General features: G+C 42.7%; 12 protein-coding genes, 2 tRNA genes and 1 rRNA gene. 11 read left to right on the top strand and 4 right to left on the bottom strand.

Annotated elements, in window-relative coordinates:
• Positions 1-60 precede the first annotated feature (60 nt).
• The 5 genes from atpH to HH214_RS06900 all read left to right on the top strand — a co-directional run bounded on the left by atpH (position 61) and on the right by HH214_RS06900 (position 4,583).
• A complete protein-coding gene (atpH, locus tag HH214_RS06920; protein ID WP_169606629.1) occupies positions 61-606 on the top strand; it encodes an ATP synthase F1 subunit delta in 546 nt (181 codons plus the stop codon).
• Positions 607-645: 39 nt separating this feature from the next.
• Entirely contained in the window at positions 646-2,220 is a 1,575-nt protein-coding gene (gene atpA, locus HH214_RS06915) for a F0F1 ATP synthase subunit alpha (RefSeq protein WP_169606628.1), read from the top strand.
• Between the two features lie 82 nt (positions 2,221-2,302).
• The gene (gene atpG, locus HH214_RS06910; RefSeq protein WP_169606627.1) at positions 2,303-3,205 is read left to right on the top strand and encodes an ATP synthase F1 subunit gamma; all 903 of its coding nucleotides are present in this window, start codon (positions 2,303-2,305) and stop codon (positions 3,203-3,205) included.
• 237 nt (positions 3,206-3,442) lie between these two features.
• Entirely contained in the window at positions 3,443-4,318 is an 876-nt protein-coding gene (locus HH214_RS06905) for a DUF4349 domain-containing protein (RefSeq protein WP_169606626.1), read from the top strand.
• Between the two features lie 64 nt (positions 4,319-4,382).
• The gene (locus HH214_RS06900) at positions 4,383-4,583 is read left to right on the top strand and encodes a hypothetical protein (protein WP_169606625.1); all 201 of its coding nucleotides are present in this window, start codon (positions 4,383-4,385) and stop codon (positions 4,581-4,583) included.
• A 127-nt stretch (positions 4,584-4,710) separates the two neighbouring features.
• Here HH214_RS06900 and HH214_RS06895 read toward each other — a convergent pair whose 3' ends face one another.
• The gene (locus tag HH214_RS06895) at positions 4,711-5,274 is read right to left on the bottom strand and encodes an RNA polymerase sigma factor (RefSeq protein WP_169606624.1); all 564 of its coding nucleotides are present in this window, start codon (positions 5,272-5,274) and stop codon (positions 4,711-4,713) included.
• Between the two features lie 199 nt (positions 5,275-5,473).
• On the opposite strand from HH214_RS06895, the gene HH214_RS06890 reads away from it, so the two are divergent.
• A complete protein-coding gene (locus HH214_RS06890) occupies positions 5,474-7,024 on the top strand; it encodes an NAD(P)/FAD-dependent oxidoreductase (RefSeq protein ID WP_169606623.1) in 1,551 nt (516 codons plus the stop codon).
• A 119-nt stretch (positions 7,025-7,143) separates the two neighbouring features.
• On the opposite strand, the gene HH214_RS06885 is transcribed toward HH214_RS06890, so the two are convergent.
• Entirely contained in the window at positions 7,144-7,533 is a 390-nt protein-coding gene (locus HH214_RS06885; protein WP_169606622.1) for a hypothetical protein, read from the bottom strand.
• A 10-nt stretch (positions 7,534-7,543) separates the two neighbouring features.
• A complete protein-coding gene (locus tag HH214_RS06880; protein WP_169611068.1) occupies positions 7,544-8,098 on the bottom strand; it encodes an RNA polymerase sigma factor in 555 nt (184 codons plus the stop codon).
• Between the two features lie 170 nt (positions 8,099-8,268).
• Here HH214_RS06880 and HH214_RS06875 point away from each other — a divergent pair, with 170 nt between their 5' ends.
• Together HH214_RS06875 and HH214_RS06870 are read left to right on the top strand one after the other, a co-directional pair.
• On the top strand, positions 8,269-8,751 hold the full coding sequence (locus HH214_RS06875; RefSeq protein ID WP_169606621.1) for a DinB family protein: 483 nt from the start codon (positions 8,269-8,271) through the stop codon (positions 8,749-8,751).
• Positions 8,741-9,112 carry a CoA-binding protein gene (locus HH214_RS06870; RefSeq protein ID WP_169606620.1) on the top strand — a complete coding sequence of 124 codons (372 nt, stop codon included), beginning with the start codon at positions 8,741-8,743 and terminating at the stop codon, positions 9,110-9,112. The genes HH214_RS06875 and HH214_RS06870 overlap by 11 nt, the downstream gene beginning before the upstream one ends.
• A gap of 36 nt (positions 9,113-9,148) precedes the next feature.
• Here the strand turns inward: HH214_RS06870 and HH214_RS06865 are convergent, their stop codons facing one another.
• Positions 9,149-10,552 (bottom strand): methyltransferase RsmF C-terminal domain-like protein, encoded by a 1,404-nt coding sequence (locus HH214_RS06865; protein ID WP_169606619.1) that lies wholly within the window; start codon positions 10,550-10,552, stop codon positions 9,149-9,151.
• Between the two features lie 846 nt (positions 10,553-11,398).
• On the opposite strand from HH214_RS06865, the gene HH214_RS06860 reads away from it, so the two are divergent.
• The 3 genes from HH214_RS06860 to HH214_RS06850 all read left to right on the top strand — a co-directional run bounded on the left by HH214_RS06860 (position 11,399) and on the right by HH214_RS06850 (position 13,315).
• A 16S ribosomal RNA gene (locus tag HH214_RS06860) occupies positions 11,399-12,917 on the top strand.
• Positions 12,918-13,079: 162 nt separating this feature from the next.
• Positions 13,080-13,154 (top strand) — tRNA-Ile (locus HH214_RS06855).
• Positions 13,155-13,241: 87 nt separating this feature from the next.
• Positions 13,242-13,315, top strand: a tRNA-Ala gene (locus tag HH214_RS06850).
• Positions 13,316-13,503 lie beyond the last annotated feature (188 nt).

Raw genomic sequence — 13,503 nt, 5'->3', positions numbered from 1 at the left:
TGCAGGTTGCGAGAAATTTAATTGGCTACCTGTAATGCTAAGCACATAACTCGAAAAAATATGTCAGAAATAACAGTTGCCTATCGCTACGCTAAATCATTAATTGATTTGGCGGAAGAACGAAACGCCTTAGAAGCCGTAAAGCAAGATATGAGCTTTTTTGTGCAAACTTTGAAAGCTAATACACAATTACAAGCTGTATTACGCAACCCTATTATTTCGCATGATAAAAAGGTGAAAATCCTGGAAGCAATTTTTGTTGGTAAGGTTTCTGCCGATAGTTTGGCCTTCTTCAAAATTATGGTTAGTAAAAGCAGAGCCGGAATTTTGTATCCAACTGCTGTAGAATTTATCAACCAGTACAACATTATCAAGCATATTGTTAATGCAAAAGTGGTATCGGCTGCGCCGTTATCTGAGGCCAACAAACAGCAAATTATTGCTGACGTAAAAAGTATTGCAGGAGATGATGTGATATTGCAAACCAGCGTTGATCCGGAACTGATAGGTGGCTTTATCTTAACCGTAGGCGACCGTCAGATTGATACTTCTGTAAGCAGCAGCCTGAAAAGACTGAAAAAAGATTTTACTGCAGAAGCAGTATAATAAATTTATTATCTACATAACGCTAAATAAAAACAAACAATGGTAGAGGTTAGACCAGACGAAGTATCGGCCATCCTGCGTCAGCAGTTGTCGGGCTTTAAGTCGGAAACTGAATTAGAAGAAGTAGGTACCGTACTCCAGGTGGGTGATGGTATTGCCCGTGTTTATGGCTTGACCCAAGTACAATCAGGCGAGCTGGTTGAGTTCGAGAACGGTCTGCAAGGTATCGTTTTGAACCTGGAAGAAGACAACGTGGGTGTGGTATTACTAGGTCCTTCAGATGAAGTGAAGGAAGGTGATACGATTAAACGTACTAACAAAATTGCTTCAATTAGAGTAGGTGAAGGTATGCTGGGCCGTGTGGTAAACACCCTGGGCGAACCTATTGATGGTAAAGGTCCTATTGTAGGCGAAACCTACGATATGCCACTGGAGCGTAAAGCGCCAGGTGTTATTTACCGTCAGCCGGTAAATGAACCATTGCAAACCGGTATTAAGGCTATTGATGCCATGATTCCAATTGGCCGTGGTCAGCGTGAGTTGGTAATCGGCGACCGTCAGATTGGTAAAACTGCGGTTTGTATCGATACCATCATCAATCAAAAAGAATTTTATCATGCCGGTCAGCCGGTACTTTGTATATATGTTGCTTGCGGTCAGAAAGCATCAACCGTAGCTAACATTGTGCGTACGCTAGAAGATAACGGCGCTATGCCGTACTCTATCGTAGTAGCTGCCAGTGCTGCCGAGCCTGCACCTATGCAGTTCTTTGCACCATTTGCCGGTGCTGCTATTGGCGAGTATTTCCGCGATACCGGCCGTCCAGCCCTGATTGTTTATGATGATTTATCAAAACAGGCAGTAGCTTACCGTGAAGTATCTTTATTATTGCGCCGCCCACCGGGCCGTGAAGCTTATCCAGGCGACGTATTTTATCTGCACAGCCGCTTACTGGAACGTGCCGCTAAAATCAATGCCAACGATGAGATTGCCCGTGATATGAACGATTTGCCTGAGTCAATCAAGCATTTGGTAAAAGGCGGTGGTTCATTAACAGCATTGCCAATTATTGAAACACAAGCTGGTGACGTATCTGCTTACATCCCAACTAACGTAATTTCAATTACCGATGGTCAGATCTTCCTGGAATCAAACTTGTTTAACGCAGGTGTGCGCCCAGCTATCAACGTAGGTATTTCGGTATCACGTGTAGGTGGTAACGCTCAAATCAAATCCATGAAGAAAGTAGCTGGTACTTTAAAGCTGGATCAGGCGCAGTACCGCGAGTTAGAGGCTTTCTCTAAATTTGGTTCAGACCTGGATGCGGCTACCAAATCAGTACTGGATAAAGGTGCCCGCAACGTAGAAATTTTGAAACAACGTCAGTTCTCTCCGGTGTCAGTTGAAAAGCAAGTAGCTATTATTTACTTAGGTACAAAAGGCTTACTGCGTAACGTACCAGTAAATAAAGTACGTGAATTTGAAGTTGAATTCACTACCCAAATGGAACTGCGTCATCCTGAAACTTTAGCTGCTCTGAAAGCTGGTAAATTTGATGATCAAATTACCGGCGTATTAGAAAGCGTAGCTAAAGAACTGTCAGGAAAATATTAATATCAGTTACGGGTTTTTAGTTACGAGTTGCGTGTTTTTCATACGCGGAACCCGCAACTGAAAACCCGAAACCTATAAAAGAATGGCTAATTTAAAAGAAGTAAGAAATCGTATTGCATCTGTAAGCTCCACGCAGCAAATTACCAAAGCTATGAAAATGGTTTCGGCAGCTAAGCTGAAAAGAGCAACCAATGCCATTGTGCAGTTGCGACCCTATGCTACCAAGCTGAATGAGCTATTGGCTAATTTATCGGCCAGTATTGAAGATAATGCTTCACCATACTTACAAGAGCGCGAGCCAGTACGTGTGTTGGTGGTAGTTGTTGCTTCGAACCGTGGTTTGGCAGGTGCGTTTAATACCAATGCTATTAAAACAGCCAATAACCTGATTGCTGAAAAATACAGTGAACAACTGAGAGCCGGTAATGTATCTATCGTGGCTATTGGTCGTAAAGCGCAGGAGTATTATCAACGTCGTAAGTACAACGTAATTGGTGATAATAATGAAGTTTACAGCAACTTGGATTTTACCAACGTTTCTGTAATTACGGAAGCTATTATGCAAGGTTTCGTAAATGGCGATTACGACCGGGTAGAACTGGTGTATAACCACTTCCGTAATGCAGCAGTACAGGTTTTAACCAGCGAGCAGCTATTGCCAGTACCTAAAGCAGAAGCGGAACCTGATACCAAGTTAAAAGGTACTACTGCATCTTCACAAACCGACTACATTCTGGAGCCATCTCAGCAGGAAATTGTACAACAGCTGATTCCTAAAAATATCAAAATACAACTTTACCGTGCCGTGCTGGACTCTCATGCTTCTGAGCATGGTGCCCGCATGACTGCTATGGATAAAGCTACTGATAATGCCGGCGAACTTTTACGTTCACTAAAGTTATCTTATAATCAAGCCCGTCAGGCTGCTATTACTACCGAGCTTACTGAGATTGTAAGCGGTGCGGCAGCTTTATCCAACGGGTAATTACTTGTAAAGAATTAATTAAAAAGCCAAGCTTAACAGCTTGGCTTTTTTGTTTTACTGCCATGCCCGTCTAATTGTTGCTCAAATATAATTGTTAAACACACCCCACGTATTAGGTTGTCTTTTACAGATGTTCCAGCTATTTGGCTTTGTGTAACAAGTCTGTTGCAATAACGAGCCATAGGTTACATTTTAATTGCTCAAAGTATCAATAACAAAAGCTTAAAACTTAATGTTATGAAAATGAGCAACTTATTGGTGCTCCTGGCCGCGCTTTGCTTGTTGGGGGCCTGTAAAGGGAGTCCGGATCGATATGAAAGTTTGAATAAAGCCGATTCTGCCTCCATAACCACTGATAGTATAAATACTGATTCTGTTCAAAGCCGCTTAGTTAAAACTGCAGCTATGGAAATGAAGGTAGCTGATGTGCAAAAAAGCTGTGAGAGCATAACCCATCTTACCCGAAGTTACCACGGCTTGGTTATGCACCACCACATGAAAGCGGTAACAGAAGGTAGCCAGCGTATTCATTTAAATAAAGATTCTATTTTACTGGTTTCAGCATTTAGTACCGCTGCAGATATGACCGTGCGAATTCCATCTGATAGTTTAGAGCAGTTTGTGAGCCAAGTAGGCCACATGGGTTTGCGGGTAGATGTACGTCAAATGGATGTGGAAGATAAAACTTTAGATTATCTGGAAGCAAGCCTAAAGCAAAGTAACCGTTCGCAGATTGTTCATCAGCAGAACACCGGTAAGCTAAAATTTGAAGATCCTACCCAGGTAGTCACCCTGAAAGATGATATCACCAGTGAGAAAATTGCCAACAAGCGGATCGATGCCGCTGTAAAAAATAGCGTGGTTGATATTAGCCTATATCAAAACAATACCATCATGAAAGAAACAATAGCTAATGATGATACCGATAATTATCGTATTTCGTTCTGGAGCAGAATAGGTTTGGCGTTAAGCAGTGGTTTAACTATGTTTACTGATGTAGTTGTGTTATTAACCAATCTTTGGTTGTTTGCAATAGCTGGTGGTTTGATATGGCTGTTGGTGAAATGGTACAAGCGTAAAAGGCTTCCTACATCTCCTGCACTTAAAATTTAAATTTGTTAAGCTGAATTAAGCAAACATTTATATTTTTGTACGATTGTAATTAAAAAGTAAAGCCATGAGTTCAACACAAGGTGCAAACGAAACCAAATATTATGTATTTTTAACCTTAGCTATATTTGTGGGTATGGCTGGTGTGTTCGTCCGTTTCCTGGATGAAGTATGGGGCCACGGCTTTCTTTTTACCAGCCTATCAAATATCATTCTGATTATCGGTATACTGATGGCTTTACGTTGGGTATTTATTGTACTAAAGTAAACGCCAGCAAAGGTTAACTTATAAGATATAAAAAGCGGTTTCTATTAATAGAAACCGCTTTTTGTTTTAATATACTATCAGCTCCTGATAGTTGAACTTGATTATACAAACTAAAGCTTCTTGACGTTCAGCTTGCCAGCCTATGTTTTTCACGGGCTTGTAAACCCGATAATTTATCTTTCAATACACCACGTGCCCGGCATAAGGTAGTACGTGATACCAGTTCGGATATGCCCAGTACATTGCCAATCTCTTGGTGCGAGTAGCCTTCTATAGCATACAGGTTAAAAACATTCCGGTAAGTGTCGGGTAGCTGTTGTATCAAATGCAGCAAATCTTTAGCTTCCAAGTTATTGTTATTGTAAGTCATTTGCGTATGCATACCCTCGGGTAGTTCATCTGCTAACACCACTAATTTCTGTTTACGGTGTCTGGAAATAGCAGAGTGCACCATAATGCGGCGTATCCATCCTTCCAGGCTGCCTTCGCCGCGGTACTTGTGCATGGCACTAAATACTTTAATAAAGCCTTCTTGCATAACGTCCTGCGCTTCATCACGATCAGCAATGTAACGCAGACACGCAGTTAGCATACGTGGTGCCAGCAATTGGTATAATAATTCTTGTTGCTTGCGGTTATGTTGTTTGCAGCCTTCCCAAATCCGTTTCAACGTAGTTTCTGTAGCAATCATGACTTTGTCAATTTCTTGATTACCCTTGTGCCAATTTTAACACCATTTAAGTAAAGTATTGATAGCTAGTCATATAATTTTGAAAGAGCGAATAGAATTGTTCGATATCGAACACTAGCAGCATTGCACCGAACGCTTTTTAGCCAAGTGTACAATGCGTATCTTTGCACTATCCGGGATAAAAACCCGGCATATCAACATGATTAAAGAAATTGAACTGGTGTGCTCGCCCGAGCAACACGAAGATGAATCCGCTTTAAAAAACTTAGCAGCTATTGCTACTAAACTATCACCCAAGCGCATTATTGCTGTTCAGATTATAAAACGTTCTATCGATGCGCGTGGTCGCAAGGTAGTTTACCGTATGCAGGTAAAGGTTTTTGTAGATGAACCTTATCAACCTGAAAACTTCACTACCCACTACCCTGACGTTAAAGATAGAAAACCGGTAATTATTGTGGGCGCTGGCCCGGCTGGCTTGTTTGCTGCCCTGCAATGTATTTCATCAGGCTACAAGCCCATTGTTTTAGAGCGTGGGAAAGATGTAAAACAACGCCGGCGTGATTTGGCTAATATTAACAAGCAAGGCTTAGTTAATCCTGAATCCAACTACTGTTTTGGTGAAGGTGGGGCAGGTACTTACTCGGATGGTAAACTTTATACCCGGTCAACCAAACGGGGAGATGTAAACCAAGTTTTGAAAATATTTGTAGCACATGGTGCCTCGGCAGATATTTTGGTAGATGCTCGTCCGCATATTGGTACGAATAAGTTGCCGCATATTATCACTGCCATGCGCGAAACCATATTGAATGCCGGAGGCGAAATTCAGTTTGATACTAAAGTAACCGCACTGGATACTCAGTTTGATAAAATAGCCGGTGTACATACGGCGGCTGGCGATCATATCAAAGCAGATGCCGTTATACTAGCTACCGGCCATTCGGCACGCGATGTATTTGAAATGTTGCACCGGCAGAATGTTCTAATTGAAGCCAAGCCTTTTGCTTTAGGTGTACGTATTGAGCACCCGCAAGAAATTGTAGATAAAGCGCAATACCATTGTGATATACGCGGACCATACCTGCCGCCATCCTATTACAGTTTGGTAGAGCAGGTAGATAATCGGGGAGTGTTTTCGTTTTGTATGTGTCCCGGCGGTATCATTGCTCCTTGCTCAACCGAACCTGGCGAAATAGTAGTCAATGGCTGGAGCCCATCCAAACGGAATAATCCTTATGCTAATTCAGGTACCGTGGTGCAAATCAATCTAGAAGATGTTGTGGGCAATAATAACGACCCTTTTAAATTATTGCGTTTTCAGCAGCAGGTTGAACAAGCCGCTTTTGCAGGAGGTGGAGGTAACCTGGTTGCTCCCGGTCAGCGCATGATTGATTTTGTAGAAGGGCGAATTTCAACTGATTTACCTAAAAACTCCTATCTGCCCGGCGTAAAAAGTGTAGAATTAAAAGAAGTGCTGCCAGACTGGATACACCAGCGTCTGCAAAAAGCATTACCAGCGTTTGGCCGTAAAATGAAAGGTTATTACACCAACGAGGCTATTTTGGTAGGCGTAGAGTCGCGAACATCATCACCCGTAAAAGTTCCGCGTGATCGGGAAACTTTGCAGCATCCGCAAATCAGCGGTTTATACCCTTGTGGTGAAGGCGCTGGTTATGCAGGAGGCATCATTTCGGCAGCTATTGATGGTATTAATTGTGCATTAGCTGCAATAAAGCAGTTAGGTTAAAAATATAAGATTCAACAGCAATGCAATGTTGAAGGTTGAAAAGCAACCTCTAAGGTGTGTCTAAATACATAGTACATTTTAGAGGTTGCTTTTTCTATAACTCGCAATAAGGTTAAAATTTAAAGGTTTTCTTCCGAAGACGGCATAGCTTTATCTTCTGTTTTGGGTTCATCCCATCCCCATCGGCCTCGAGGCCCACACCGATGACGGCTGAACTGCTCCCGAAATTTCTCCCGATCTTCTGGACTCATGTTTTTGAATTTTTCTGCCATACGGTTACGCATCCACGGCGTGCCTCCGCCAAACCGTCCGCCACGGCCAAAGCCGAATAATATTTTACATAATATGAAAATCCCCATAGCCTGCCAAAAGGTAATTGTGCTTACATGCAAAATATCGGGCAGCAGGTTGTTCCACAATTGCATTACTATAAAGCTGATTATTGTTAAAAAAGCAGCAGCTATAATCGGCACGAAAATAAATCGGCCTTTATAAAATATTTTTCTCATCGTTTTTTACTTAATGTTTTGTTAACTCCTCGTACAATTGTTTTAATCGCTTACGCAGATGCAATACTGCATAGCGTTTGCGCGATACCAGCGTTTGTACATTTACGCCGGTACGCTCGGCAATTTCCTGAAACGGCATATCGTCCAGCTCCTGCCAAATAAATACCTGTTTCTGCTCTGGTGGAAGTTCATCTAATGCGGCAAAAAGTTCTTCCCAAAATAAGTTGCGCAAATATTCTGTTTCGGGGGTTTGGGCATCGGTGAATAAAATGGCGCTGTAATCCGGCTCATCGTCGGTGTCATTATTGCCAAACAAGTCGTCCAGTAAGCTTTCCGAATGCTTGCGGTATTTATCCGTAATTTTATTGCGGGCTACACGGTACAGCCAGGCCCCGGTTTGTTCAACCGGTGAGGCGTTGACCATTGCGCTCAGCTGATACCAGACATCCTGCAGTATGTCTTCAGCATCCGCATCATTTTTTACCCGCCTGCGGATAAACGACAGCAAGCTTTGGCCATAATCTTTAATGGCTTTCAGGAGGTAGCTGTTTTTTTCTTCGGGCATCAGAGCGGTAACCAAGGTATTTATGTTTTTATTTAGGCAGACGGCTTAGCCTTAAAAACATTTTAAGCAAATAAGAGAAATTTTCAGAAGGTTGAAAAGCATTGCAACAAGTAGATGCCCGTAAATAGGGCCGGCTAAAACATTGTGAACAAATTAGTTTTTCTATAACTATGGAAACTGCTCAACAGCTTCAATTCGAATTAAGTAATGTTTTTGATGGTCAACCCTGGTATGGCACCAACATTAACCGGTTGATTGGTCAGGTAAGCTGGCAAACAGCTTATGCTAAAACCAGCAATGGCGAAAATAGTATTGCTCAAATCATATTGCATATGATTGGTTATACTGAGGAAGTAATAAGTAGGCTACAGGGCAACCCGGCCGGTGTACCAGCCCGCGGGGATTGGCCGGATGCAGGTTTACCCGGCGAACAAAACTGGCAGGAATTGGTTGTTGAATTAAGTAGGGCCAATGATAACTTGATGCATGCGATGCAGGCTTTGCAGCCTAGCCAATGGGAACAACTCATTAACGATCAGCGTGGCAGTGAGCCCGTAACCAGTTATAAAGAACTTATACGTGGCTTTATTCAGCATCAGATTTATCATGCCGGTCAAATTGCTATATTAAACCATATACACCATGTTACTTAAAGAAAAGAAAACTTTGATATTAGGTGCCACACCCGACACTAGCCGCTATGCTTATCTTGCTGCTAACCGCTTGGTGCGCACCGGGCACGATATTGTAAACGTAGGTATTAAAAAAGGTGAAGTGGCCGGTGTACCTATTGAGAAACCAGAAACCATACATGCCGATATAGATACCATAACGCTGTATGTTGGGCCGCATAACCAGCCGCCGTTGTATGATTATATACTAAGTACCAACCCTAAGCGAATTATTTTCAATCCAGGTACTGAAAATCCGGAATTGAAAAAGCTGGCTCGCGAGCGGGGAATAGAAACACTATCAGCCTGTACATTGGTAATGTTATCAACAGGGCAGTATTAATTCAAAAAGTTTACTGTAAAAGGAGGGATATACTAGCTATTCAGCAGAATCGGTTAATGTTCCTCCTTTTGCAGACTGTGTACTTAGTATTCTTATTTCTTTCGGGTAGTAATTATTCATCCTATTAGGTAACAACTTTGCCCAACCCAGTACTTGCCCTACATACATCATTAAGCTCCATCCTTTACTTTCGGCGCTTAAATTATTAAGGTTCTCTTTCCGCAAATAGACAATGGCTTGCTCGTAAGTAAGTTCTGTTTGTAAAAACATATTTTTGTTAACCAATAAACTTAAAGCCAATTCATGGTCGGGTATTAAATCTTTACCGGCCATTTTACCTAAACGAATACCTGATTTTTTAATGTACAAGTATTGCTGTAAGGTATTTAAACTATCTTTGTGCACTTTCGGAATTACCAGCCAATCTTCATTTAATTTAAAAAAGTGTAGCTGGTCCGGGTTTTCAACATAAGATTTAAGCTTATCTATTTCCTTGTAATCAGGTTTTTGTGTCTTGGGTTTATAGTTAGATAAATAACCACTGCTCTCTTTTTTACGCAAGCAGGCTGCAAACAAGCCTTCACCTTTTACCTGATCCGGGTAAAACCGGTAACTCCAGGCTTGATGCCGGGCCGATTGGCTTTCTACAATACCCCATTCGGCAGGTACAGGTATGCGCACGGTTTCAACATCAAATTCTTCACAAAGCCAATCTAGAACTGCTTCATCTTCTTCATAAGAGTATGAGCAAGTAGAATAGATAAAATAGCCACCTTCCTGCAAAGCCGGATAAACATCAGCCAATATACGTTCCTGCCGCTGCTGGCACAAAGTTACATTAGCTTCCGACCATTCTTCCATAGCTGCTGGATCTTTGCGGAACATACCCGAGCCGGAACAAGGGGCATCCACTACTATAATATCAAAAAAGCTTTTCAGCGCACTGAAAGTTTTAGGGTCGTTGTTGGTGACTACTACATTAGCCCGCCCCCAGCGGTTTAGGTTATCGGTAAGTATAGGTACACGGGTTTTAATAATTTCATTAGCAACTAATAAATCATCTTCTTGCATAACAGAACTAATGAGTGTGCTTTTGCCACCTGGTGCGGCACATAAATCCAATATCTTTAATGCATCTTCATCATTACGGATATGCTTCAGTATATAATCAATAAACATAGAAGAAGCTTCTTGTACATAATAACACCCTGCATGAAACAGTGGATCAAATGTAAAAGAAGGACGATTGTTCAGATAATATCCATTAGCACACCAGGGCACAGGTTGCACATCAGGTACCGGGATAGCTTTAAATGGATTAATCCGAATAGATGTTGGCGATTGTCCATTTACATGCGTTTGTGTAAAGGTATCTTGCTGAAAGCCTGGTGCCTGATGTAATGAGGTTAAAAATCCTGACGGGAAATGTGCTGCTTGCATATATAATACAAAGATACACATTCACAACATGGCATTAACATAAGCCTGTAATTACGAAAAGAACAAAAAGAGTTAGTTACAAGCTAGTTGCAGTAAAGTTTTCAAAAAAGATAAAATATATTTGTTGGTCTGCTTTAAATGTCCTTATCTTTGATGCCCTGCAATTGAGTAGGGTAGTACATTGACAAAAGCGAAAAGCTTTTCAGGGATAAAAAACTTTTTTCAAAAAGTACTTGACGGGAGGTATAAAAAGATATACTTTTGCACTCCGTTTCGGAAGCGAGACGGTTAGTACATTGAAAGAGGGGGAAAAAGGGAAATGGGACCTGGAAGCTGAAGCGGCGGAAGGGGAGCTGGAGTGCCAGGGATTTAGCTGAGAAAGTAGGCTAAAAAAAACTTTAAAAAAGTACTTGACACGAAAGAGAAAGAAACTTACCTTTGCACTCGCAAACTGAAAGCCAGAAAAGTTCTGAAGTACGCTGAAAAGGCGGAAAGCTCCGAAAAAAATTAAAAAATAAATTTGGAGAAAAAGAAAAAAGCTTTACCTTTGCACTCCCAATCACAACGAAAGGGAAAATAAAAAAAAAGAAATCTTCGCAACGAAGATGGATTAAAAATCAGAAAGTCTATTCATCGCAATGATGACAGATATAAAAGCCTAAGCGAGATGCGGCGGCGAGAAAGTTCTTTTAAGAAGTAACATGTAGCGTAGCGGGAGGTAGTAGAAGTACTACACTCTGTCAAGAAAAACAAACCTTTAAGTTAAACTTCTGAATACTGTATAAAGATACAAATAATCAGATTTCTATTTTGAGTAATAGGGTCTGGATACAAACAAAACATTTTACAATGGAGAGTTTGATCCTGGCTCAGGATGAACGCTAGCGGCAGGCCTAATACATGCAAGTCGGACGGGATTGAGCTTTCGGGCTCATGAGAGTGGCGCACGGGTGCGTAACACGTATGTAACCTACCTTTATCAGGGGGATAGCCTCTCGAAAGAGAGATTAACACCGCATAAAATCACAGTGCAGCATTGCATAATGATCAAATATTTATAGGATAAAGATGGGCATGCGGGACATTAGCTAGTTGGCGGGGTAACGGCCCACCAAGGCGACGATGTCTAGGGGATCTGAGAGGATGGCCCCCCACACTGGTACTGAGACACGGACCAGACTCCTACGGGAGGCAGCAGTAAGGAATATTGGTCAATGGAGGCAACTCTGAACCAGCCATGCCGCGTGCAGGAAGACGGCCCTACGGGTTGTAAACTGCTTTTGTACCGGAATAAACCTTTTCACGTGTGAGAAGTTGAATGTACGGTAAGAATAAGGATCGGCTAACTCCGTGCCAGCAGCCGCGGTAATACGGAGGATCCAAGCGTTATCCGGATTTATTGGGTTTAAAGGGTGCGTAGGCGGCCTATTAAGTCAGGGGTGAAAGACGGTAGCTTAACTATCGCAGTGCCTTTGATACTGATGGGCTTGAATGCAGCTGAAGTGGGCGGAATGTGACAAGTAGCGGTGAAATGCATAGATATGTCACAGAACACCGATTGCGAAGGCAGCTCACTAAAGTGCGATTGACGCTGAGGCACGAAAGCGTGGGGATCAAACAGGATTAGATACCCTGGTAGTCCACGCCCTAAACGATGAATACTCGATGTTGGCGATATACGGTCAGCGTCTAAGCGAAAGCGTTAAGTATTCCACCTGGGGAGTACGCCCGCAAGGGTGAAACTCAAAGGAATTGACGGGGGCCCGCACAAGCGGAGGAGCATGTGGTTTAATTCGATGATACGCGAGGAACCTTACCCGGGCTTGAAAGTTAGTGAATGATTCAGAGACGAATCAGTCCTTCGGGACACGAAACTAGGTGCTGCATGGCTGTCGTCAGCTCGTGCCGTGAGGTGTTGGGTTAAGTCCCGCAACGAGCGCAACCCCTATGTTTAGTTGCCAGCATTTAAGGTGGGGACTCTAAACAGACTGCCTACGCAAGTAGAGAGGAAGGAGGGGACGACGTCAAGTCATCATGGCCCTTACGTCCGGGGCTACACACGTGCTACAATGGGCAGTACAGAGGGCAGCTACCTGGCAACAGGATGCCAATCTCAAAAAGCTGTTCACAGTTCGGATCGGGGTCTGCAACTCGACCCCGTGAAGTTGGATTCGCTAGTAATCGCGTATCAGCAATGACGCGGTGAATACGTTCCCGGGCCTTGTACACACCGCCCGTCAAGCCATGGAAGCTGGGGGTACCTGAAGTATGTAACCGCAAGGAGCGTCCTAGGGTAAAACCGGTAACTGGGGCTAAGTCGTAACAAGGTAGCCGTACCGGAAGGTGCGGCTGGAATACCTCCTTTCTGGAGCAGTATTCAACCAAGAAGAGACGAAAGAAGGCCAGTAAGGATAGAGAATTCTGCTACGCACATGTATTTCTTAAGATTAAAAGAAGAAAAGAGAAACCCAAAAGAAAAAGCCATATCAGTACTATAGCAATATAGAGTGGCTGTTATACCAACCAAAGTCTCGTAGCTCAGTTTGGTTAGAGCACTACACTGATAATGTAGGGGTCAGCAGTTCAAATCTGCTCGAGACTACTACTGGCAGGGTTGAAAGTTCAAGGTTAAAAGTTCCAAGCGAAAAGCGCGGAGAGCGAATAACCGGTAACTAACAACTATTCTTATGGGGAATTAGCTCAGCTGGCTAGAGCACCTGCCTTGCACGCAGGGGGTCAACGGTTCGAATCCGTTATTCTCCACGATGTGGTACAGACTCAAGAATATAGAATACAGAGTCAAGATAATAAAAAGTCTTGCATCCTGATTCTAAGCGCTTGATTCTAATCACAAAAAGTTCTTTGACATATTGGAAGAAGTAATTGAAAAACTGAGAAGACAACAGTGGGACAGTTAGTAAGTTACGAGTAATGCGTTGTGCGTTGCGGGT

The sequence above is a fragment of the Mucilaginibacter robiniae genome (assembly GCF_012849215.1).
In the GTDB taxonomy this organism is placed as follows: domain Bacteria; phylum Bacteroidota; class Bacteroidia; order Sphingobacteriales; family Sphingobacteriaceae; genus Mucilaginibacter; species Mucilaginibacter robiniae.
The sequence above is the reverse complement of the archived record's forward strand: the minus strand, read 5'-3'. Positions and strand labels throughout refer to the sequence as shown.